This is a genomic window from Paenibacillus sp. MAHUQ-45 (assembly GCF_058133325.1).
Map to the genome: position 1 here is coordinate 392,414 of NZ_JBYUPV010000004.1, position 22,291 is coordinate 414,704.

16 protein-coding genes are annotated in these 22,291 nt (G+C 47.0%); 15 read left to right on the top strand and 1 reads right to left on the bottom strand.

The genetic code is table 11. The annotated features are described in order from the left end of the window. Positions 1-463: 463 nt before the first annotated feature. The 8 genes from AC3Y23_RS12510 to AC3Y23_RS12545 all read left to right on the top strand — a co-directional run bounded on the left by AC3Y23_RS12510 (position 464) and on the right by AC3Y23_RS12545 (position 15,027). Positions 464-3,292: an Ig-like domain-containing domain gene (locus tag AC3Y23_RS12510; protein ID WP_379199248.1), complete on the top strand. Its 2,829-nt coding sequence runs from the start codon at positions 464-466 to the stop codon at positions 3,290-3,292. 85 nt (positions 3,293-3,377) lie between these two features. After that, complete coding sequence (locus AC3Y23_RS12515) at positions 3,378-3,929, top strand: hypothetical protein (protein WP_379199250.1); 552 nt, start codon at positions 3,378-3,380, stop codon at positions 3,927-3,929. Between the two features lie 202 nt (positions 3,930-4,131). Continuing rightward, a complete protein-coding gene (locus AC3Y23_RS12520) occupies positions 4,132-4,392 on the top strand; it encodes an alpha/beta-type small acid-soluble spore protein (RefSeq protein WP_379199252.1) in 261 nt (86 codons plus the stop codon). Positions 4,393-4,605: 213 nt separating this feature from the next. Beyond that, positions 4,606-5,808, top strand: coding sequence for a methionine adenosyltransferase (metK, locus tag AC3Y23_RS12525; RefSeq protein ID WP_379199254.1), 1,203 nt, complete (start codon positions 4,606-4,608; stop codon positions 5,806-5,808). 250 nt (positions 5,809-6,058) lie between these two features. After that, positions 6,059-10,087: an Ig-like domain-containing protein gene (locus AC3Y23_RS12530; RefSeq protein WP_379199256.1), complete on the top strand. Its 4,029-nt coding sequence runs from the start codon at positions 6,059-6,061 to the stop codon at positions 10,085-10,087. Between the two features lie 264 nt (positions 10,088-10,351). Continuing rightward, the gene (locus AC3Y23_RS12535) at positions 10,352-13,081 is read left to right on the top strand and encodes a stalk domain-containing protein (protein ID WP_379199258.1); all 2,730 of its coding nucleotides are present in this window, start codon (positions 10,352-10,354) and stop codon (positions 13,079-13,081) included. 58 nt (positions 13,082-13,139) lie between these two features. Further along, positions 13,140-14,300 (top strand): sensor histidine kinase, encoded by a 1,161-nt coding sequence (locus AC3Y23_RS12540; RefSeq protein WP_379199362.1) that lies wholly within the window; start codon positions 13,140-13,142, stop codon positions 14,298-14,300. 4 nt (positions 14,301-14,304) lie between these two features. Further along, positions 14,305-15,027: a response regulator transcription factor gene (locus AC3Y23_RS12545; RefSeq protein WP_379199260.1), complete on the top strand. Its 723-nt coding sequence runs from the start codon at positions 14,305-14,307 to the stop codon at positions 15,025-15,027. Positions 15,028-15,093: 66 nt separating this feature from the next. Here AC3Y23_RS12545 and AC3Y23_RS12550 read toward each other — a convergent pair whose 3' ends face one another. After that, positions 15,094-15,246, bottom strand: a complete 153-nt coding sequence (locus tag AC3Y23_RS12550) for a hypothetical protein (protein ID WP_379199262.1) — start codon at positions 15,244-15,246, stop codon at positions 15,094-15,096. A 72-nt stretch (positions 15,247-15,318) separates the two neighbouring features. Between AC3Y23_RS12550 and AC3Y23_RS12555 the strand changes: the two genes are divergently transcribed. From AC3Y23_RS12555 to flgK, 7 genes are all read left to right on the top strand, one after another. Beyond that, positions 15,319-15,762: a glycosyltransferase family A protein gene (locus AC3Y23_RS12555; protein ID WP_379199264.1), complete on the top strand. Its 444-nt coding sequence runs from the start codon at positions 15,319-15,321 to the stop codon at positions 15,760-15,762. A gap of 388 nt (positions 15,763-16,150) precedes the next feature. Beyond that, positions 16,151-18,334 carry a helicase-related protein gene (locus tag AC3Y23_RS12560; RefSeq protein WP_379199266.1) on the top strand — a complete coding sequence of 728 codons (2,184 nt, stop codon included), beginning with the start codon at positions 16,151-16,153 and terminating at the stop codon, positions 18,332-18,334. A gap of 323 nt (positions 18,335-18,657) precedes the next feature. After that, positions 18,658-19,194: a ComF family protein gene (locus AC3Y23_RS12565; protein WP_379199268.1), complete on the top strand. Its 537-nt coding sequence runs from the start codon at positions 18,658-18,660 to the stop codon at positions 19,192-19,194. A 119-nt stretch (positions 19,195-19,313) separates the two neighbouring features. Further along, positions 19,314-19,718: a TIGR03826 family flagellar region protein gene (locus AC3Y23_RS12570; RefSeq protein WP_379199364.1), complete on the top strand. Its 405-nt coding sequence runs from the start codon at positions 19,314-19,316 to the stop codon at positions 19,716-19,718. A gap of 108 nt (positions 19,719-19,826) precedes the next feature. Further along, the gene (gene flgM / locus AC3Y23_RS12575; protein ID WP_379199270.1) at positions 19,827-20,114 is read left to right on the top strand and encodes a flagellar biosynthesis anti-sigma factor FlgM; all 288 of its coding nucleotides are present in this window, start codon (positions 19,827-19,829) and stop codon (positions 20,112-20,114) included. 12 nt (positions 20,115-20,126) lie between these two features. Next, positions 20,127-20,627: a flagellar protein FlgN gene (locus AC3Y23_RS12580; protein ID WP_379199272.1), complete on the top strand. Its 501-nt coding sequence runs from the start codon at positions 20,127-20,129 to the stop codon at positions 20,625-20,627. Between the two features lie 53 nt (positions 20,628-20,680). Then, on the top strand, positions 20,681-22,279 hold the full coding sequence (flgK, locus tag AC3Y23_RS12585) for a flagellar hook-associated protein FlgK (protein ID WP_379199274.1): 1,599 nt from the start codon (positions 20,681-20,683) through the stop codon (positions 22,277-22,279). Positions 22,280-22,291: the final 12 nt, after the last annotated feature.

Below are 22,291 nucleotides of genomic sequence, written 5' to 3' on the forward strand. Positions count from 1 at the left end.
TTACCCATCAGATTTTTTTCTGCAATAAATGGAGGAGATTCAGACAGTTTGTCTTAACAAATATTGCTTAATGACGCCTTGGAACTCGCTATGCTATACTATTTTCCGTACCCACCCATCATTAGCAATAGTTAGTAATACATACATTTGTAGCTTCTATTGGGGCGGAGCCGGAAAGAAATTTCGAAATTATTTTTTAGAAACCGCAACTTTTCCAAACCTGCTGCGTTTAAGGTGTAGAGTCACTTACACAGAGCACCAAAGACAGTGTTCAATTTATAAAGCAATTTATCCAAATGGAAAAATTAGCTTTACGTGACTTGAGGCACATTGTATAATACTTAGGTAGAATTAGGAATCTAGTATTATCATGCCTTTAATTTGTTTACCAGTTTCTGTGATACCCGTCACAGACATTATTTATACTTAATTGCTCAACTCGGGAAAGGGGGTGCATCGGCTAATGAGTGACATGAGCTACCCTACTAAAGAAAATTCTCAGTTCATGAACGTCCAAGGAGGAGAAAAAAAGGTTATGAAGAAAATTTTATCCGTAGCATTATCTACAGCAATGGCATTCTCGATGTTTGCCTCTGTAGCGTTTGGTGACGCAGCAGCAACAACTCCGCAACAAAAATTCGATGCTTTGGCAGCAAAAGGTATCCTTAACGGATTCCCAGATGGTAAAGCTCACCTTGAAAATGATCTGACTCGCGCTGAGTTCGCTAAGATCGTTACTAAATTGTTTGACCTGCCTGAAGTGACTAACAAATTGTCTTACAAAGACAAAGGTTACACTGCAACTAACTGGGCAGTTCCTTACATCGAAGCTGTTACTGCAGCTAACCTGATGGAAGGTAAAGATACTGTTAAAGGTATCTTCGACTACAACGGTAAAGTAACTGTTGAAGAAGTAGCGACTGTATTGTTCCGTGCGTTGAAACTGGAAGCTCCAGCTACAACTGACAACAATGCATCTGCATGGGCTAAAGGTTATGTTCAAGCAATCATCGACAAAGGTTTGATTGCTAAAAACATTGCCTTCAAAGCTAACGCTACTCGTTCTTTGGTAGTAGAAGCAGCTTACGCAGTTGACCAACTGAGCAGCACTCCAGTATTGACTGTTGCTTCTGCGGAAGCGATCAGCCCAACTAAAGTGGTTGTAACGTTCTCTGACAAAACAACTACAACTGTTGAACTGACAACTGCACTTGTTGCAGGTGCTGAAACTTCAATCACTTTCAAACATCAAGATAAAGAGTACACTACTAAAGTAACTTTGCAAGCTCCTAAAGTTATTGACGTAGAAGCTCCAAACGCTAAGCAATTGGTTGTTAAATTCAACCGTGCTGTTGATACTGACACTATTGCTGAAGACGGTAAAGTGATCAAAGATGTAGTTCAAGTAACTGCATTGAGCGGTGCTCCTGCTGTGACTACTACTGGCGCTGAAGTATCTTTCAACGCTGATAACACAGAAGCTAAAATCACTGTTCCTAACCTTGAGTACCTGAAAGGTCAATACACAGTTGTTGTTAGCGACGCTGTTAAGACAACTTCCGGCGAAAAAGTTGCTGCTTTCACTAAATTGTTGACTGTTGCTGATACAACTGCACCTACAGTAGCTACTATCAATGCAGTTGCTAAAACAACTACAAACAAAGTATATGTGAAATTCAGCGAGCCTGTTAAACCAGCTGGTATCATTGCTTATGTGAATGGTCAAGCTGCAACAGTACAAAGAGATACTTATGACACATTCGTATTGACTACTGCTAACCTGACTAGCGGTACTACTTACGATGTATCCCTGAACAACGTAACTGACTTCGCAGGTAACGTTGCTAATCCTAACCCAATTAAAACTTCTGTAACAGTTGTTTCCGATGTTGCTGCGCCTGTAATTAAGAGTGTAACACCAATTGGTGACCGTTATGTTGAAGTTAAGTTTGATAAGAAAGTGAACAAAGATTCCCTGGTGGGTAATGTTCGTTTGCTTGATGCTAACGGTGATAGCAGAGGTGTGTTCACAGTCGTGACTACATCTGATAGCGACACTATCAAATTGAGATCGCCACTGGGCAGCCTGCCACAAAGCGGAACTTTCACTGGTTCCATCGTGTTCGGTCAATCCGTACGTGATACTCTTGGTAACACTTTGAGTGCTGCTGCTACTCAAGCTATCACATTCACTAAGGACACAACTGCTCCAGGCGTAGTAAGTGCTACTTACTCCGCTAAAGGCTTGGTTATCAAGTTCAGCAAAGAAGTAGTTCTTGATACTGCCGCCACTAACAATAAAGCAATCACAATCGTTAATGAAGCAACAGGTCAAGTATCTGCTACACTTTATGTGAAAGATGGTTCCTTGTCTTCTGACAAGAAAACATTGACTTACGCAGCTGCCCTTGGTGGTGCTGATTACACAGTACGCTTGCCACAAGGCTTGGTAACTGATGATTCCTTCGCGAACAATGCTTTTGTTGCTACAACAGTTGCGTTGAAAGTAGGATCTACTGTTACTAACGATACTGAAAGACCTGAAGTTAAGAGCATCGTTGCTCATAACAACTTCGCAGTAGAAGGCGGTGTTGTAGTAACTGGTGATGTATACTATGATATTACAGTTACAGATAATGAAGCATTGAATGTTCAATCGCTTAGAGATGTTAACAGCTATACTCTAGATGATAAAGCACTGCCTGTTGGAACTCTTGTAACAATTGAAAAAGTAGGCAAAGATAATGATCCAAAAGCGCCTAAAGAAGCTGTTGTAAGAGTAACAATCCCAGCAAGCACTTTCGCTAAAACTCAAGAATACAAATTTACAGCATTCGGTATCGCCGATAAAGCTGGAAACGGAATTCTTGTTGCTGAGAACAAAACAGTTCTGACTGACCGCGTGAAACCAACTCTTGCTTCTGCAGCAGTTTCTAGTGGAGATAAGACAGTTCTGGTAGTTGCATTCTCCGAAGATGTTAAAGAAATCCGTAATGAAGATCTTATCTTCAAAATTAACGATGTTGAAGTTGCTCCACATGTCTTGGTAGCTGGAACTCCTACAGTTGCAACTACAGTACGTGCTGGTGCAGGTTCTGATGCTGGTAAATTCTACTTCTCATTCAAAAACATTGATGGCACTAATGGTCTCCAAGACCTTAATGCTAACAACATCAATACAGTTACTGTGGAAGTAAGAAAATCTACCACAACTCCAGTGAAATTCGATAATGCAATTAAAGATATTGCTGGCAACGCAGTTGTAACTGGTACTGTTGTATCCGCTAAGTAATCTCCGATTACTGAAGCAAAGCATAGCCTCTTCGGAGGCTATGCTTTTTTTATAGCCATTTCAGATCATATTAAGGAGGACATTGATGAAACCGGTATGGAAAGCTTCACTTGCAGCGTTGTTATTAATCGGTGGAATATGGGCTGGATCGGTGATGAATATTACTGCCGAAGGAGCTGGTGTGGGCTCACAGCCTGGAACAGCAGATGATCCTGTAGTGACAAAGAGTTATGTAGACCAACAAATTCAAAAAGCTTTGCAAGGTGGTACAGTTGTAGCGCCTACTGCGACAGTGGCTCCAACAGCTACAGCCGTTGCAACTCAAGCACCTACAGCTACACCAGCCCCAGCTAACACAACAAGTAACGAGTCCGTCATTGTCGATGTAAAACCAGGCCAAACCTTAATTGCTTCAGCTGGTACAGAATTTATCGTACGTGCCGGCAAAGCGGTTATCTTTTCACAGGATGCCAATGGTGTTGCTGATTTAACAGATGGTAAAGATTTGGGTAACGGAGTATCCGCGCCCACTAACCACTTACTATCGTTCCCCCGCGATGGACGAGGCATTGTTGTTCAAGAAGGACAAACACTGGGGCTCGTGGTTATGGTTCGTGGTGGATATACTTTGAAATAACAAAGGATTAACGTGCATCTGTTATTTCTTTTATATTAATCATGCCCATGTATAGAAACGACTATACTTAAAAATTATATATAGATAATGTTTGTTTCAAGCGGCACTCATTTCCTACATTAACAAACATTAAGCCGATTGAAGGTATCTCCATATGCGCACAATAGACCTGTATTCTTACAATATGCAGGAGGTGCAACACATGGCAGGTAATAATCGTAAAGTCGTACCTGAAAGTCGGACGATGTTAAAACAAATGCAATATGAAATTGCAGCTGAATTTGGACTGTACGGATCATCTTATGGTGGTGGAGCGGATACGGAGTTTGCATCTGAGCTCGGCTTTACGGGTTCATCTTCACGAAGTCAATACCTAGGACATCTGACTTCCAGAGATAACGGTTCTGTTGGCGGAGAAATTACGAAGAGACTTATCCAGCAAGCGCAACAATCATTGCTTTAATCATGATTTCCCATGGTACCAACGAAACCGGGCGGAATTGACAGCTTCTTTTAAATAAGATAATATGACTTCTGAGGAAAGCAATCGACCTTTTCCCTGTGGAAAAGGTTCATTTTTTTGAAGACACACACATTTTAGCTGCTTTCTAATATATTCTTCTGGACTATTGAGCTGTTAAAAGATTCATATAATTGGTATGGGAGGTTGATATTCATGTCTATCAAGGGACGCCACTTATTCACTTCTGAATCAGTAACAGAAGGGCACCCGGATAAAATCTGCGATCAGATTTCTGATGCAGTACTTGACGCTTTTTTGGCGAATGATCCAAATGCGCGCGTAGCCTGCGAAGTAGCAGTAGCAACGGGACTAGTATTAGTTATTGGTGAAATCAGCACCAAATCGGAATATGTAGATATTCCGGCGATTGTGCGCAACACGATTAAAGAAATTGGTTACACAAATGCCAAGTATGGTTTTGACTTTAATACTAGTGCTGTGCTGACTTCTTTGAACGAGCAGTCCGCAGATATCGCCCAGGGGGTTAATGCCGCTCTCGAGAACCGTGATCCAGCACAGGTTGCCGAAGAAACTGCTAATATTGGTGCAGGTGACCAGGGTCTAATGTTCGGCTTTGCAACCAATGAGACGCCAGAACTGATGCCACTTCCAATCGCTTTGTCTCACCGGATCGCTCGTCGTTTGTCTGAAGTACGTAAGAACGGTACTTTGGATTATTTGCGCCCAGATGGCAAAACTCAGGTTACTATTGAGTACCAGGATGAGAAGCCTGTACGCGTTGACGCGATTGTTGTATCTACACAACACGCGGAAGAAATCTCGCTGGAACAGATTCAAGCGGATATCAAGGAGCATGTAATTCTACCTGTAGTTCCTGCTGAACTGCTTGATGGGGAGACCAAATACTTTATTAACCCTACAGGTCGATTTGTAATTGGTGGACCACAAGGTGATGCCGGTCTGACTGGACGTAAAATCATCGTGGATACCTATGGCGGTTATGCACGTCATGGCGGAGGTGCATTCTCCGGTAAAGATCCAACAAAAGTAGACCGTTCTGCAGCGTATGCAGCACGTTATGTAGCTAAGAACCTTGTAGCTGCGGGCCTTGCCGACAAATGTGAAATCCAGTTGGCTTATGCCATTGGTGTAGCAAATCCTGTCTCCATTAATGTGGATACATACGGTACAGGTAAAATCAGTGAGGAAAAGCTGTCGAAGCTGATCAGCGATAACTTTGATCTTCGTCCTGCCGGTATTATCTCCATGCTGGATCTGCGTAAGCCGATCTATAGACAAACGGCAGCTTATGGACATTTTGGTCGCACTGATGTCGATCTCCCATGGGAGCGCGTAGACAAGGCTGAATTGCTGAGATCCTTGTCGGGCATCTAAGCCAGAAATGGCTGTCGGCCGAGTAATTTATATATTTCCAGGTATAATATTTTGATCATATAACACCTCCAAATCACTACTTCGTTTGAAGTGGTAATTTGGGGGTGTTTTTTTGTCCGAGCACGAGTTAATGATGTTGAAATATCCCTGCCATAGCTCTACTAAACTTTGGAAGCCCTTCAACCGAAATATAAGAGTATATGGACTTTGATAAAAATGTGAAGTACGGCTTGAGAGGAGTTATCGAAAGATGAAGAGGAAAATCTCCATGTGGACGGCATTCTTTTTAGCAGGAGAATTATTATTAGGATCGGTTAGTACATCATTCGGAATCGGGAGTTCGGCAGTGTATGCTGCTTCTGAATTTGGTATTAATGTCTCCCCCGGACCGGGAGCAGCTTTTGTAAATGTAGCCACTACACTTAGATTGAGCTTTGACAGAGTGGTGAATCCCCAAGCTGGGGAAATTAGCATCACCCCCAAAGGTGCCACTACCCCTTTTGTAACGATTCCTATAGGCAGCTACGGGTTGATAGGCACTTCCAAGGATTATGAGTTGAAATGGGGAGCTGGACAACTACTGGCCCCGAATAAGACCTATACAGTTACAATACCGAAAGGCGTGTTTAAAGATGCTGATGGCAATGAATCAGCACTTACCGTGTGGGATTTCACAACTGCTCCCGAGGCCAATAATACGATTGCTGTTAGTGAATTCTCTCCTGCCAACAATGCAAGAGTAGATGCTGGCACCTTGTCGCAGATTAGTCTGAAGCTTAATAAGAAGCTGCTGCCGGGCGGTGGCACTGTTAAGCTGATCTCCTCAGCCGACAATTCAACAGTGCAAAGCTTTAGAATGGCTGACGGTGAACCCGGAGTGGATATACAGAGCAGTGCGGAGGCAACTTCAGTCACTTTAAGCCTGGCCAATAAGCTGAAGGTTGGGGCGAATTATTATGTATTGATAGATGCCTACGCGTTCAAGGATGAAGATTCCAGAACGTTCGCAGGGATCTCCAGCGGCAGTGTTTGGTCATTTTCAACCAAAGCAGTAGCAGACTTCCCGGTAACTCCTTATCCGGCAAACGGCGCGGGAGAAGTATCGACCACAGGAGCGCTTGCACTCACCTTTGACCGTCCGATGAAGCCAGTATCCGGAGTGATTACAGTGGCTGCCGGCGGGGTCCTAGATGGTAGAACCAGATGGCTTGATGTTAATTCTACCGGGGTCACCGGCGGAGGCAGCAATGTGATAACATTGTATCCGGCATCTACAGCATCTCCACTGTTGAACGGTACTGCCTACACTGTCTCAATACCTCAAGGTTCTTTTTATGATCAGGACGGTAATGTGTTCCCGGCTTCAGGTCCATACACTTGGAGCTTTACAACAGTCTCCCAGGCAGGACCCAGTGTATCTTCATTGAATCCGACCGACCGTAGCGAAGGTGTGCCGATCAACAAAACATTTGCAATTACGTTTAGCCGGGATGTCAATTTCAATAGTTCCCTAGCTAATGGTGTTACTTTATTTAAAAGCAATGGAGTCAAAGTCCCAGCTTCCGTTTCTAAAGGAGCTACGGGCAGAGAGTACATCATTACACCGTCTGCAGCATTGGATGGAGATACAACCTACTACATAGATATCGCTAAAGGTGCTTTTACCGATGCGACAGATTCCAAAATTGTGTACGATGGTTTAAGCGGAAAGAACTCTTGGAGCTTCCGTACATCAGTCGTTGATAAAACAGCGCCACAGCTATCAAGTGCGCAGCTTGAAAATAATCGGACGATTCGACTGAAATACAATAAATCATTGAATTCTTCGGCTGCGCTACTGACCTCTAGTTTTGCGGTGACCGTAAATGATGAAAAACGGCCTATTGATAGTGTCTATATTCAAGGTGATAGTGTATTTGTAGTACTAAGCACAGGTGTAGCTGTCGGTCAGGTTGTTAAAATCACTTATTCCGGCGGATTGCGCACTATTCAGGACACCAGTGGGAATGCCGCAAGCACCTTTTCTTCCAGAGAGGTAACGAATACGATTGAATCTTCAATGCCAACACCCAAGGATGGAAGGATCTCCAATCGATCAGTGGTGCTTAATTTTAATGATACCCTCAAACCTGTACATTCCTACGCATACAGTCAGTTCTTAGTAACAGCAGATGGATATTCACTTGGTGTCAGCTCCATCAGCTCCAACGGGAATTCTGTATATCTGACCGTGAATGGTGACGCTGGGAACGGAGCGGTAGTTCGGGTATCGTATTATGCGTCCTCGTATCCTTTACAGAATCAATTTGGACAAAATATTGCGGACTTCAGTGAGTTTTTTATTAGGAATTCTAACGATACCATTCCTCCAGTATTCCAAGGCGCCACGGGTGCTGGTAACAAAATTACGCTGAGCTACAATGAAGGGCTATCTACAACAAACCTGCCAATGAACAGTCAGTTTTCTGTGCTTGTCGGTAATTCACCCAACTATGTAACCAATGTAGCTGTTAGCGGTTCACAGGTCATCTTGACACTGCAGAGTGCTTTGCCGGTGAACAAGGACGTGACGATTTCTTATGTACCGGGTACAGCGGGAATAAGCGATCTGAACGGTAATTTTGCAGCCTATATTAACCTGCAGCCGGTGACGGTGACGTCAACTACGGCAGTGAGTGACATTACAAGCGCTACGGTCAATGGGGATGAGCTTACTGTGACGTTCAGTAAGAATATGCAGGCTTCATCTACCTTGTATAATAATCAGTTCGGAGTAAGAGTCGACGGTAGCACAGTGGACGTGCAAAGTAATACGTTGTCAGGTAACAGCTTAAAGCTCGTGCTTTCGTCTATGGTGAAGAGTGGTCAAAAAGTGGATTTGTCATATATCGGTTCAAGCCAGATCAGGGATCTTAGCGGTAATGCCCTAGCTTCCTTTAATGGATTGGCTGTTCAGAATCTGACTGGTTCGACATCGGGTAATGGCAACCGCCCCTCTTACCTTGGGACGCTTGCGGCTAGTGAATTTGGAGTGGAATATGCGCTTTTGAAGAGTGATTCAGCGTCTATAGCTAATGACCTTTCATTGTATAATCAACCTGCTAAAAGATACGGCCTAACCTCGGAGAGAGTATCAGCAAGTTATGATTATCTCTTGAAGACGGGAGCGCCTGTACTTGCTATTGAGGTACCTTCTACGGATAACTCAGCGTATGTAACGATTCCTTTAAAACCATTGCAGGATGTGGTTGGCCGGAATAAAAATGCGAAGCTGGCCATTCGTTTCGGCGAGCATTTGTACACTATTGCACTTGGTGATATTGATATGAACCGTCTGGTAACCAGCCTGGGTTCCGATGTCAGCAATATCTCACTCATGTTCCGTATGGAAGGCGTGCCGGTTGGTACATTTGGAACGCTGGAGCAAAAGATTCAAGGCCAAGGAATGCAACCTGTCACGAGATTAATGGATATACGTGTGAATGCTGCGGCAGGTACGAATTTCTCGAATTCTGTAGCAGTGACTGCAGGTGGGGAGTATACCGCACGTACGACTGCCACTTTGAATAATGCCCAAACTTCGGCTGCTCGTATGGACCTTACGTATAATGATGCAGTTTATCTGCCTACAAAAATGAGTAAAGCAGGTAATTATACTCTTCTTACAGCTCGGACCTCTGGTAATCTTGTGCTGGGGACATTTTTGTCGCTGCGCTCTTTCTCAGATATGACGAAGCACTGGAGTAAAAACGTTGTCGCAGAACTGGCAGCCAAAAATATTATTGATAGTAGCTACGGTTATAACTTCATTCCGGAGCAGAAGATCACACGAGCAGAGTTCGCTGTTATGCTGAGCAGAGGTTTGGGTCTGCAAGGAGATCGTGAAAGTGCACAGCGGTTCCGTGATGTTCAGCCAAATACGCAAACCGGGGATTATATCGGAGCCGCGGCCAAGGCTGGTATTATAACAGGAAATACAGATGGAACCTTCCGTCCGAGTCAAAATATAACCCGTGAGCAGATGGCGATTATGATGATTCGGGCATTGGATTATACAGGGAATACCGCTACACTCAACGGAAGCGCAGCAACAGCACTGAGCATTTTCAAGGATAAGGCTAAGATACAGAATCAAAGTGCCGAGTTTGTGGCCAAAGCGGTTCAATCTGGTATTATTCTCGGCCTGCCAGGAGGAACCTTCCTGCCACAGGGTAATGCCACCCGTGCAGAAGGTGCGGTCATGCTGCAACGGATGCTGAGCAAAGCAGGGTATTTGTAACAACTGAATATTCACGAATAAGAAGTTAAAAAACTATCAAGCCCGGTTCATAGAGCCGGGCTTTTTTTGTCGGCACAGCCATGAAGCAAGTTCGCTACTGCACGAACAATTACCGCTAGGAAAGCTCTTAATCTCGCAATTTTCGCAACTTTTCGGGCTAAATCAAGTCTATTATTGATGTATACTAGGAAAATAGGGCATGGATTTCCAGACTTTGAGAATAGAATCAAAGAGTAGAATAAGAGATGGGAGAGTTATTCTGAAATGAACAATGCTTTCACGGGTAAGCAGCGCAACGAGTCTGTGCAGGAGAGAAGAGCAACGACTGCAAAAAGATGGGTCGCCGCCTCATTGGCAGGTGTGCTTTGGATCATGCCGGTGATCGGCAGTGAAGTTATAAGTCCATGGACAGCGAGCAATGCTTCTATTGCAGCTGCGGCAACGGCACTAACCGTCAACAAGCTCAGCGAGGATGTTATTACCTCTGGAGCCGTTATGATGAAGTATAAATATACCGCAGTTCGCTCAGGAAAAAGCGCTACCGGATTGGCAGATGTGATCCGTGTCGACCTGAGCAATCCGTATGTTTCCCTGGATGTTATGACCGGCAAGGGCGGTACGCTGACTACTCGCCAAAGCACTGGAGGTATGGCAAAGGAAACGGGCGCAGTAGCAGCGGTAAACGGAGATTATTTTAATACTGGAGGAGAAGGTTCTCCTATTGGCGGTCAAGTATCTGGTGGGGTGCTTGTGTCGACCCCTTCCCAGTTGGATGGCATGTATGCTTTTGCCGTGACCAAAGACCGGAAACCGATTATAGATGAGTTCAGTTTCCAAGGGACGGTATCCTCTGGGGATGGAAGTCAATTCCCGCTCTCAGGTGTTAATAAAGGGGCTTATAATCCGGAAGGTGGCACTTCTACCTACAGTCATGCGAATGCCCTGTACATATATACTGATGTATGGACGGCGCTGGATCGGCCCAAGAATAGTTCTACTACCCCTACTGAGGCTCTGGTAGAGAACGGTGTAGTCACTAAACTCTCGGAAAATGCTGCGCTGCCGATAGCTGTCCCCAAGGGTGCTTTTATTCTGCGTGGACATGGACAAGCAGCCAAGTTTATGACCGATCATTTGACGGTTGGTCAACCCGTAACCAGCACTTATTCACTTATTTCCAAAACGACACAGCAGGCTTTGGACCCGAGCACGCTGCAAACGATGATTGGTGGACATACGATTCTCGTAAATAATGGTAAGGCAGCAGCGTTCTCTCGCTCTACGAGCAGTATCGATGGCACTCGTGCCCGTACAGCACTGGGTTATTCCCAAGATGGCCGCTATGTGTATGTGATAGCCGTAGAGAAGAACAACAACAGCACTGGAATGTCGCTCAGCGAACTTCAATCTTTCATGACCAATATTGGAGTCTGGAAAGGACTGAATCTGGATGGTGGCGGTTCTACAACTATGGTCGACCGGCCACTTGCCGAAACCTCGACTACACTGACTTTTAATACAGAGTATGGGACAGAGCAGCGAAGTGTCGTTAATGGACTTGGCGTGTACACCTCTGCGCCGCAGGGCGAAGTAAAGGGCATCAAGATTAGTGGCAACACTACATTGCTGATCGGTCAGAAGGCGACTTACTCTTTGAAGGGGTATGACACATACTACAACCCAATTGACGTTGCTGCAGGAAATCCTACTTGGAAATCAAGTGGTGACAGCGTGACAGTTAAAGCGGGTGAAGTTACAGCGGTGAAGCCGGGAACCGTTACATTGACGGCGGCTAGCGGCGGGGCAAGTGCAAATACTAAGGTGACGGTGCTAGGCGGGAGTGACTTGAACGGCTTGTCCATTGGCACCGCAACAGCGCCCCTGACAGCCGGAGCTTCGGTTTCAGTTCCAGTAACAGCTGTTACGAAGAGCGGAGCGTCTGTGACAGTTCCAGCTTCTGCATTGAAGTGGGAATTTGTTGGTTTTAAAGGCAGTGTACAGGATGGCAAGCTGACGGTAGCCTCTGTGGATGAAGGCGTCACTACCGGTTATGCCATTGCCCGATATGATGGCTTCAGTACCGCTGTTGTACTCTCGAAGGCGGCGGCTACACCTTGGGAGGATTTTGAGAATGTGAATTATCCTATTGCTTTCACCACTAACGCTTCTGGTGTAAAAGGGACAGCAGTTGTTACGGACGGAGGACCTGACCGCGTAGGCTCAAAGGTATTGTCCATGAGCTATGATATGACTGCTGGCAGCGGTAAAATGTATGCTTACGCTCAGTTTAATGGAACGAATGGCAAAGTAATCCCTGCTACAGCAACCTCAATGTCCGTGGATGTAATGGGTGACAAGAGTCTAAATTGGATGCGAGCAGAAATCTTGGATAACAGCGGTGCAACGGTGTATGTCGATCTGGCTAAGGTGATTGATTGGACGGGATGGAAGAGCCTGAATATCGATCTAACAGGTTCAGGTATCAAATTCCCGGCGACACTGAAACGCCTCTATGTTGTGAATGTAGAAGAAGGACAGGATGAACGTTCCAAAACAGGTACTGTAGCTTTTGACAATATCACCTTCACGATGCCGTCGCTATCGAGTGAGGCGGGGCTTCCTAAAGGAACAGCGTCAATGATTATCGGTTCTAAAACAGTTGTTGTGAACGGTCAGAATAAACCGATAGATGTAGCTCCGATTGTCAAAGACAACAGTACCTATGTGCCGATTCGTTATGTACTGGATGCTTTTGGTGGGACTGCAACGTGGGATCCGGTTAACAAGAGAATTCTCGTGCTGCGCGGGTCGAAGGTGCTTGATCTGACACTAGGCAAGAAGGAATTTGTCTTGAACGGAAAACGTCAAAGTGCTGAGGTAGCTCCCTTACTCCTACAAGGCAGGACTTTAGTACCGCTCAGATTGGTTTCTGAACAATTGGGATTAACCGTAAAATGGGAACAGAACACGAAGACCGTAACTATCGAATCGTGATATGTTAATATAAAGGCAAGCCATTAACAACGATCCGATAGAAATGGGGCAAGCATCCGTGGAATTTCAAGCCGATGCGATAGATCGCGTCATCAAGAACACCATCGACGTGATGGAGAGCAGCAAGTATCAGATATATGAAATCCTGCAGGTAGCGCGTGATGAGCTTGTTGCCCTCACTAAGGAACTGCAGCGTGTGATGGAAGAAACGGATGAAACATTGCAAAAGGTAGACAAGCTGGAACTGCAATACCACCGCTCCCGTATCCGGCTGACGGAAGTCAGCCGTGATTTTGTCCGTTATTCGGAGAAGGATATACGCATTGCCTATGAAAAAGCCACGGAACTTCAGCTTGAGCTGATGATGACACGCGAGCGGGAGGCTTATTTGCGAACCCGCCGTGATGAATTGCAATTGCGCGTCCGCGCTGTCGAAAATTCTGTGGAACGTGCGGAATCGATTGGTTCGCAAATGAGTGTAGTCCTGGAATATTTGTCCGGGGAACTGGGACAAGTGACCCGAATTGTCGAATCGGCGAAGAATCGACAGATCATTGGACTCAAAATTATTCTAGCCCAAGAAGAGGAACGGAAGAGAATTGCCCGGGAAATTCATGACGGTCCCGCTCAAATGTTGGCGAATCTAGTCCTTAGGACGGAAATTGTTGAAAGAATGCTGGTAAAGCAGGAATTTGGGCTGGTACAGGACGAAGTATTAGACTTGAAAGGGCAGGTTCGTTACAGCCTGGAGGAAATGCGCAAGGTTATTTTCAACCTTCGTCCGATGGCACTCGACGATTTGGGACTAATTCCGACATTACGGAAATATGTGCATGATTTTGAGGAGAAGACGAAGATCCGCACCTCTTTTGAGACGAGAGGCAAGGAGTATCGCCTTTCTTCAGCCATGGAAGCGGCGGTGTATCGCCTTGTCCAGGAAGCACTGTCTAATGCTGCGAAGCATGCCTACCCTAGCTATGTATTGGTGGAGATCACCTATCAGGCACAGTTAATGAAGATTGTGGTAAGAGATAATGGATTGGGGTTCAATGTGCAAAAAATGAAGACAGAGCAGGGCAGCCGGGAAAGCTTCGGCTTGCTGGGGATGCGCGAACGCGTGGAGCTTCTGGAAGGAAGAATGGAAATTGAATCAGCCGAGAACCAAGGCACAACAATCGTAATTCACATTCCGACGAATGTGGAGAAGGGAAAGGAGTAATACAATGGAGAACCAGAACTCTGAAAAAATGGCTATAAAAGTGCTTTTGGCGGATGATCATCAGCTTTTTCGTGAAGGACTCAAAAGGATTTTGAACATGGAGGAAGATATCGAGGTCATTGGAGAATGCGGTGATGGCATTCAGGTCCTGGAATTCTGCAATGTCAACAAGCCGGATATTGTCTTGATGGATATCAACATGCCAGTTGAGAACGGCGTGGAGGCTACGCAAAAGCTTCGGGAGATGTTCCCTGATGTAAAGGTTATTATTCTATCCATCCATGATGATGAGAGCTACGTGTTTGAGACACTGCGCAAAGGCGCTAATGGGTACCTATTGAAGGATATGGAAGCAGAATCACTGATCAATGCTATCCGTTCGGTATGCGGCGGCCATGCTTTTATTCACCCAAAGGTAACTGGTAAACTGATTAATCAGCTTCGTCGCATGACTTATCTGAACGAAGCGGGTGCGATGGCCGAGACAACGGTGAAGGAAGCTGGTGTTAAATTCGTTGCCGGGGACAATAATCCGCTGACTCGCCGTGAAGCAGAAGTTCTGCGTCTGATGGCAGAGGGCAAGAGCAATAAAATGATTGGTGAATATCTCTTTATTAGTGAGAAAACCGTTAAGAACCATGTGAGTAGTATTCTACAGAAGATGGAAGTCGACGATCGTACGCAGGCTGTAATCAATTCGATCAAGTACGGTTGGGTAACTTTGTAAAGCATCTATTGTTTTAATAGAGCGTTCTCGAGGATCTACGTATCTGGGACGACGTTACATAGTATTTTAAATGTCCGGCAGTCTGGTGTCTGTAAAGCCAAGTTGATCGGAAGAATAAGAAACTGTTACGCCTGTCTTTGCCCCCTGGTTATTATCTGCAAAGATAAGGGTAGGATTGAACCAGGGGGCAGCAGCGTCCGGGAACCAGGCTTGTAACATGAAAAGGTGTGGGCTGTCACCGACCCCTAAGTATCGGCATATATTGTCGGTATACAGAGGAGGTGCATCTCCGTGGTAGCCCAATTAATATGGATTGCGGCGGTTTATTCATCCGCAGTAGCCCTTGTTCACGTGCTGCATATCCGGGAGAAGTCCCGTCAGGCACGGGAATCCGGAAAGTGGATTCAATATATTCTTATTACCCGTAATCACGAATCTGTGGTGGAATGGTATATTCGGGCACTGACGTTTCATGCTTTTCTTACAGGAAAGCCCTTACGAGTGCTTGTGATGGACGATAACTCCAGTGATACAACAATGGGGATCGTATCTAGGATGGCCCGGAGCGGCTGCTACCTTGACTTGGCAACCGCTGTGCCTGCTCTCGGCCAGGAAGAAATGTCGAAATCGCGAGGAATTATACTGGATTTGCGGTTGTCGGGGCAAACCGTCCGATGGCCTATGATGCAGGTGGAAGGAAGTAGGGGATCGAAATCAAAGCATGGCGATATTTAAATGACTATGTAAGCAATGGGTGAAGCACACTCTCCGGTAAATAGGGGAGTGTGCTTTTTTGTATGTCATGGGAGGTCGTGAAAGAGACTGTGGGGATATGTAAGCTGCAGAATAGAAAGTAACAAAAAGTGAAGAGGAAAGAAGAGAGATTAGGAACTGAAGGGACAAAAGCGTTCGTCTAAAAGATTCCGAAAGAAGGCTTACGTTGGAAGTACAAGCTAGTCAGATTTCAACTGCTAAAGGCAGCTTAATTCAGAAGAAACCTGGGGACAGCTGCGACTGTCAATACAATCATTCCACTGTAGTAAAGACCAAACCTTATGTTCGAATCTTAGGTTCGTTTCATTATAGAAGACTACTTCTGAGTTTTAATGGGGGAGGAATTGTGATGAAGGCTGCAATTTATGCTGTGGAGTGCAATGGTACATGGAGGGTGTGGATTTCTCTGGCGCTGGCTGTGGACTTTTGTTGGTGGGGAGGTCGGGAGAAGAGAAGCGGAGATTGGCATCATCCGCAAGAGGTGGGACGCTTGGTGCTGCTCTCGCCGGAAATGCCACTGGGTTGGGCGGTGCTCGTTCGTGATCGTTTCCAGTCGGATAAACTTATGCACATTTGGGGCAGCGGGGAGTGGAGTAAATACATAGAGGATATTCTTCAAGCTGAGTTAAGGACAGAGCGTGAAGCAGGCGCTATTGGGCATTCAGAGTGGCTGGCAGGCGGAATTGCGATTTGGGGATTTGCGGGTGGTAGATGGCAATTGGCGGAAGGGAGTTACAACAAGAGAGTTAGCGATGATAGGGGAATGGAGGAAGGTCAGGCTTTTTTGAGAGGTGAAAGGCGGAATGCTGATAATGTATCTCCAATTGGAGGGGCGTTGACGAATAATTTAAAATGGGATAACAACGTTGGGGATCGGAGTAATGAGGAAGCGGTACCCTTTCTTGGAGACAGGGTTGAGAACTTGCCTCTTCTAGCAAGCCAAGCAGAGCAATTGGTACATGCGGTGGCCGGGCGATCTCTGCTAGAAGCGGAGCTGGAAGCGCTGCTGCTGGATCAAAGCCCGGCATTATGCGGTCATTGGCGCCGCGCTGCCCAGCTGGCGCATTTGCAAGGGCGGCTGAGGATTGAAGCCGCTGTCGGAGAGGACGCGCGTTACGAAGCCGCGCGTCAAGGGCTGCGCCAGCTCCCGTTGGTCGCTGGCGCTCTGCGTGCGGCTGCCGCCTGGGCGCCGCACCAGGCCCTCCCGCGCTGCCATCGCTGCGGCAGCGCTGCCACTGCCCGCACAGCATGCGCCGCGTGCGGGCTCTCGGGTTGCGCCTACTGCGAGGCCTGCCTCGCACTTGGGCGCAGCCGGGCTTGTACGCTGCTGCTGCGCAGCGCAGCGACCCCGGCCGTGCAATGCACGGCCAGCTCTGACCCCACCGTGGCGGCACGCCGGTGGGGGCTTAGCGCGGCCCAGGCGGGAGCCGCCGGGGCTGCGCTGGCTTTTCTGGCGGAGCGGCGGCAGCGCTCCGCGGTCTTGAGTCTAGAGTACTCCGCTGGCTCGGACCAAAAGCGCTCCTCCGTCCCGAGCCCAGAGCGGTTCTTGCTCTGGGCGGTGACAGGAGCGGGAAAGACGGAGATGATTTTCCCGCTCCTGGAGGCTGTGCTCGGCGCCGGAGGCCGGGCGCTCGTAGCAACACCGCGGCGGGACGTTGTACTGGAGTTGGCGCCGCGGCTGGGACGGGCTTTCCCGGCGGAGAGCCTCGCCGTGCTGTACGGCGGCAGCGCAGAGCGCTGGGTGGGTGCCCGAATGACATTGGCGACCACCCATCAGCTGCTGCGCTTCTATCACAGCTTCGATCTCGTTATCATAGATGAGCTGGATGCTTATCCCTATCATAACGATCCGATGCTGGCCTATGCGGCAAGGCAGGCGTGCAAGCCGGACGGATGTTTCATCTACCTGTCTGCCACGCCGCCGATGGATATGCAGCGTCAAGTCAAATCGGGGAAGCTGGCCCATGCCAGGGTCCCCGTCCGTTTCCACGGACATCCTTTGCCTGTTCCGCGGCATTTGGCTGCGGACCCGGTGAGGATCTGTCTGAAACGGGGGAGTTTGCCGAAGAAGCTGATTCAAGAGCTGAAGATATCGCTAGACCGCAGCGCACAGATTTTTCTATTTGTATCCCGAATCGCCCACATCGAAGGTTTGTTGCTGCTTCTGCGTCGCCGTTTCCCAGGCATAGCGATAGAAGGAACCTCCTCTCAGGACGCAGCAAGAGGGGAGAAAGTGATGGCGTTCCGTGACCGCAGCATTTCGCTGCTTGTGACTACAACGATTCTTGAGCGCGGGGTAACTGTACCACGGAGCGATGTATTTATCTTAGATGCGGATAGTTCGCTTTTTGATGAGGCCTCACTTGTTCAAATGGCCGGCCGCGCCGGGCGCTCCAAGGATGATCCAGCGGGCCGGGTCTTCTTCATCTCTCCGCAGTGGAGCCGTTCGCAGCGGGGAGCCATTGGCCAGATCCGGACCATGAACCGAATTGCTCGTCAAAAGGGCTACATTCGTAAGGAGAGTCTCCAATGAATAGGCTGTCACAATGGTTGAGACAAGCAGAGCGACTGCTAGCTCCTCCTTTAACCAGGTGTTTGATTTGTGGGAAGAACAGTAAGGGATCGTCGCCTTTGCCCGAAGTCTGTTCAAACTGTGTTGCTGCGATACCCTGGATACAGGTTCCTCGTTGCACCATATGCGGCAGGCATGTAGGCTGCCCGGATTGCACGCGAAATAATGAACCTACTCCACTGATTTGCAACCGTAGTGCTGTGGCTTATAACGAGGTAATGCGTGAATTGATAGGGCAATATAAATACAGAGGGAATGAGAAATACACGTTTCTCTTAGGCTTAATGTTAGACAGGGCTTATGGTTTGCTGAAGGCAGAGCAGGAAAGAGAGAGGCAATTCCGGGTGAAAGAACAGAGAAGTCCCTCACTCCTTTCTCTTCTTGGCTATAAAAGCTATAAAAGAAGAGAAGTGTGGCGAGCAGATCTGCTGGTTCCCGTTCCGGTCAGCGGGGCCAGATTGGTGGAGCGAGGCTTTAATCAGGCAGAACGATTGGGCCATGTGTTATCCTCGCGAAGAGGCATACCGCAACTTGAGCTGCTGCTTCGCACTCATCATACGGGGAAACAGAGCTTTAAGAGCCGGGCCGAACGGTTATCAGACATGAAGCATGCCTTTGCCATTGACCCTGGGATGACAGATAGATTCACTGGTTGGCTACAGACACGACGTAACCCTGGTGCTCCTTTGCGCATCATTATAGTAGATGATATTTATACAACAGGAAGTACATTGCGTGCCTGTGCTGAGCCCATGCAGCATCTTGCAGATGATTGTGGCGTAGCTGTGGAGATTCGCAGTTTGACTTTGGCACGCTCCTAGAGAACTATTTCTTCGTATATCCTTTGCAAGAGATAGACGAATGCCCTTCAATCATGTAATCTAGGAGCATAAGAATTGTAATGTTTGCACAAAATGTATGGGAGGAGCGGCTGCTTGTTATGAATCTCGACAATTGTCCAAGGTGCGGCCGGTTATACGTCAAGAATCTCATGGAATTATGCCAGCCGTGTATCAAGGAACTGGAGCATCACTATGAGATCTGCGTAAATTACTTGCGAGAAAATAGAGGAACCAACATTCAGGAATTGTCCGATGCTACGGAGATCTCCATTAAAGAGATAACCCGTTTTATTCGGGAAGGCCGGATTTCCATAGCTAACGCACCTAATATGATGTATCCATGCGAAGTATGCGGAACCTTGATCCGGGAAAATCACATGTGTGACAGCTGTCGCAATCGTTTGCGAAAGGATCTTGCTAATGCCGCGAAGGAAAGTGCCGCTGCAGATGCCTCCAGTCTTTCTCAAGAGGGTGCATACCGTGCTATAGATAAGCTTCGTTAGCCCTAAATCTGCAAAAAAACGTTTGCAGCTATAAAAAATGTTTCAACAAGCGCCGATAAACTTAGTAAAGATTATCGGCTTTTTTATATTACAAGGAAGGTGGCAGTTATGAAAATTAACGAGACCGGACGAATTAACGCGATTAACCCCTATCAGCGGAGTGCCGAATCGCAAAGGCAGGAACAAATGAAGAAGAATTCGCGCAAGGATGAGGCTACTTTTTCCGATGAAGCCTTGAAGCTCTTGCAGGCTCAGAATAGCGGCAAGGCAGATGCTGAACGCGCCGTTAAGATTGAAAGCTTGAAGCAGCAGGTCTCCGCTGGTACTTATCAAGTAGACGCAGCCAAACTCGCAGAGAAACTCGCCCCCTATTTTAAGCAATCCTCCGAGAATTAGGTGAATTCATCCATGGCATTGACAACATTGATCGAACTGCTGGAGCGGTTGGACGAGGTGCATATCCAAATGCTGGATCTGGCCGCTACCAAGAAGCAGGCAATTATGGAGAACAAGATTGAAGTGCTGATCGATATTCTGAATCGTGAATCCAAAATGATGAAGTTGGTTGGACAGCTTGAGGAACAGCGTACACAAGCAGCGTATGCCTTTTTGCAAGGAGTGGGAATCCGCTCCAATCTGAATCTAAATCTGACAGAGCTATCCAGACTAGTATTCGACCCGGAAGACAAGTCGCGTCTGCTGCAAATCCAGAAGAAGCTCTCAGATACGTTGCACCATTTAAAAGAAGCCAATGATCTCAACCAGAAGCTGATTGAGCAATCACTTACTTTTATAGATTATTCCTTGGACCTTATGGTCGGAAGACCTAATCAGGAGATGACCTATCACCATCCGTCTGATAAGGGCAGCAATGTGTATCGGTCGGGTCTATTTGACGCCCGGGGATAGAAGATATCAATGAACCGTTTTGCCGAAGCAAAACCAGAGGAGGAGCCAGAGGAATGACATCCACATTTCATTCGATAGAAACGGCAAGACGAAGCCTTTTCACCCAAACTACAGCCCTTAATACCACCGGACATAATATAGCAAATGCCAATACCCCGGGCTATACTCGCCAGCGTGTCAATATGAACGCTACCAGGCCTATCGAAGCTTATGGTCTTACTAACTCTACCGTCCCGGGCCAGCTTGGAACAGGGGTGGAGTTCTCTTCCATCGACCGTATCCGGGAGAAGTTCCTGGATGATCAATTCCGGGGAGAAAATTCAGCCAATGGCGGCTGGAGTATCCAATCGGATACGCTGGACAAGCTGGAGGCTATTGTCAACGAACCTTCCGATACCGGTATACGTACCGTACTCGATAACTTTTGGAAGTCTTGGTCGGATCTGAGCAAGAATCCAGAGGATCCTACAGCGCGCAAAATCGTTGTGCAAACGGCACAGGCTCTGACCGACGCAATGAACTATATGAGCACTCAATTGAACAACCTAGAGAAAGATATTAACTCTAACATAGATATTAAAGGGAAGGAAATTCAAAGCTACCTTTCTTCCATCGCAGATTTGAATCAATCCATTAACAAAATTGAAGGCATGGGTGATAAGGCCAATGATCTTCGTGACCAGCGGGATTTACTGACCGACAAGCTCTCCAAGATTGTGAACATCAGTGTAGTAGAGACAGAAACGGGCTATAACATTTCCTTGGGAGGACAGCCGCTGGTTCAAGGGGATACAGTTTCCGCTACCGTAGATGACGCATTTCTCAATAATGCCTATGCCTCAGGCGACCTTAAGGGCGGCGAAGTTTTCGGCATGATTAAGTCGAACACAACTTATGTTGCTGATTATAAGAAGCAGCTTGACGTTATGGCCAACACGCTTGCCAACGGCAATATGGAAGTCACCGTCCCGGCCGGCTCTAACCTTCCGGAAGGAACGGTCCTAACCAATGATGTCAAAATTACTTTGGTGGATGGGTCAGTCACAACACTTGGTAAAGGGCAAGCTATGCCTAAGGGAGCAGCATTGTTCGAAGACGTGAAGACGATTGTCAAAGGATTGAATGGTCTGCATCAGTTAGGCTATGGGATGGATGGCAAGGCTGGACGTTCCTTCTTTACAGCAGGAGACAACGGTGGAGATATAACTGCTGGCAACATCAAGCTGAACGCTGATATTATCGCCGATGTGAGCTTGTTTGCAACTTCGCTGCGAACAACCATCGGGGCAGATGGGAATCCGCAGATTATTAAAGGCAATAACACCTTGGCACTTCTGATGAGTAATTCCAAGGACAACTTGATGACTACACCTGATGGCAACAAGACAGGTACTATCGGTTCTTATCTCAGTTCCATGGTCGGCCAGTTAGGTATTCAATCACAGGAAGCCAAACGTCAGACTGAGAATTCCGACTTTCTCGTGCAACAAGTGGATGCCCGTCGGCAATCTGTCAGCGGTGTATCTTTAGATGAAGAAATGTCCAACATGCTGGTCTTCCAGCACGCCTATAGTGCCGCTGCACGCTTTATGACAACCTATGACGAGATGCTGGATAAGCTTATTAACTCAACCGGCACCGTTGGAAGATAAGGAGGAAGAGGC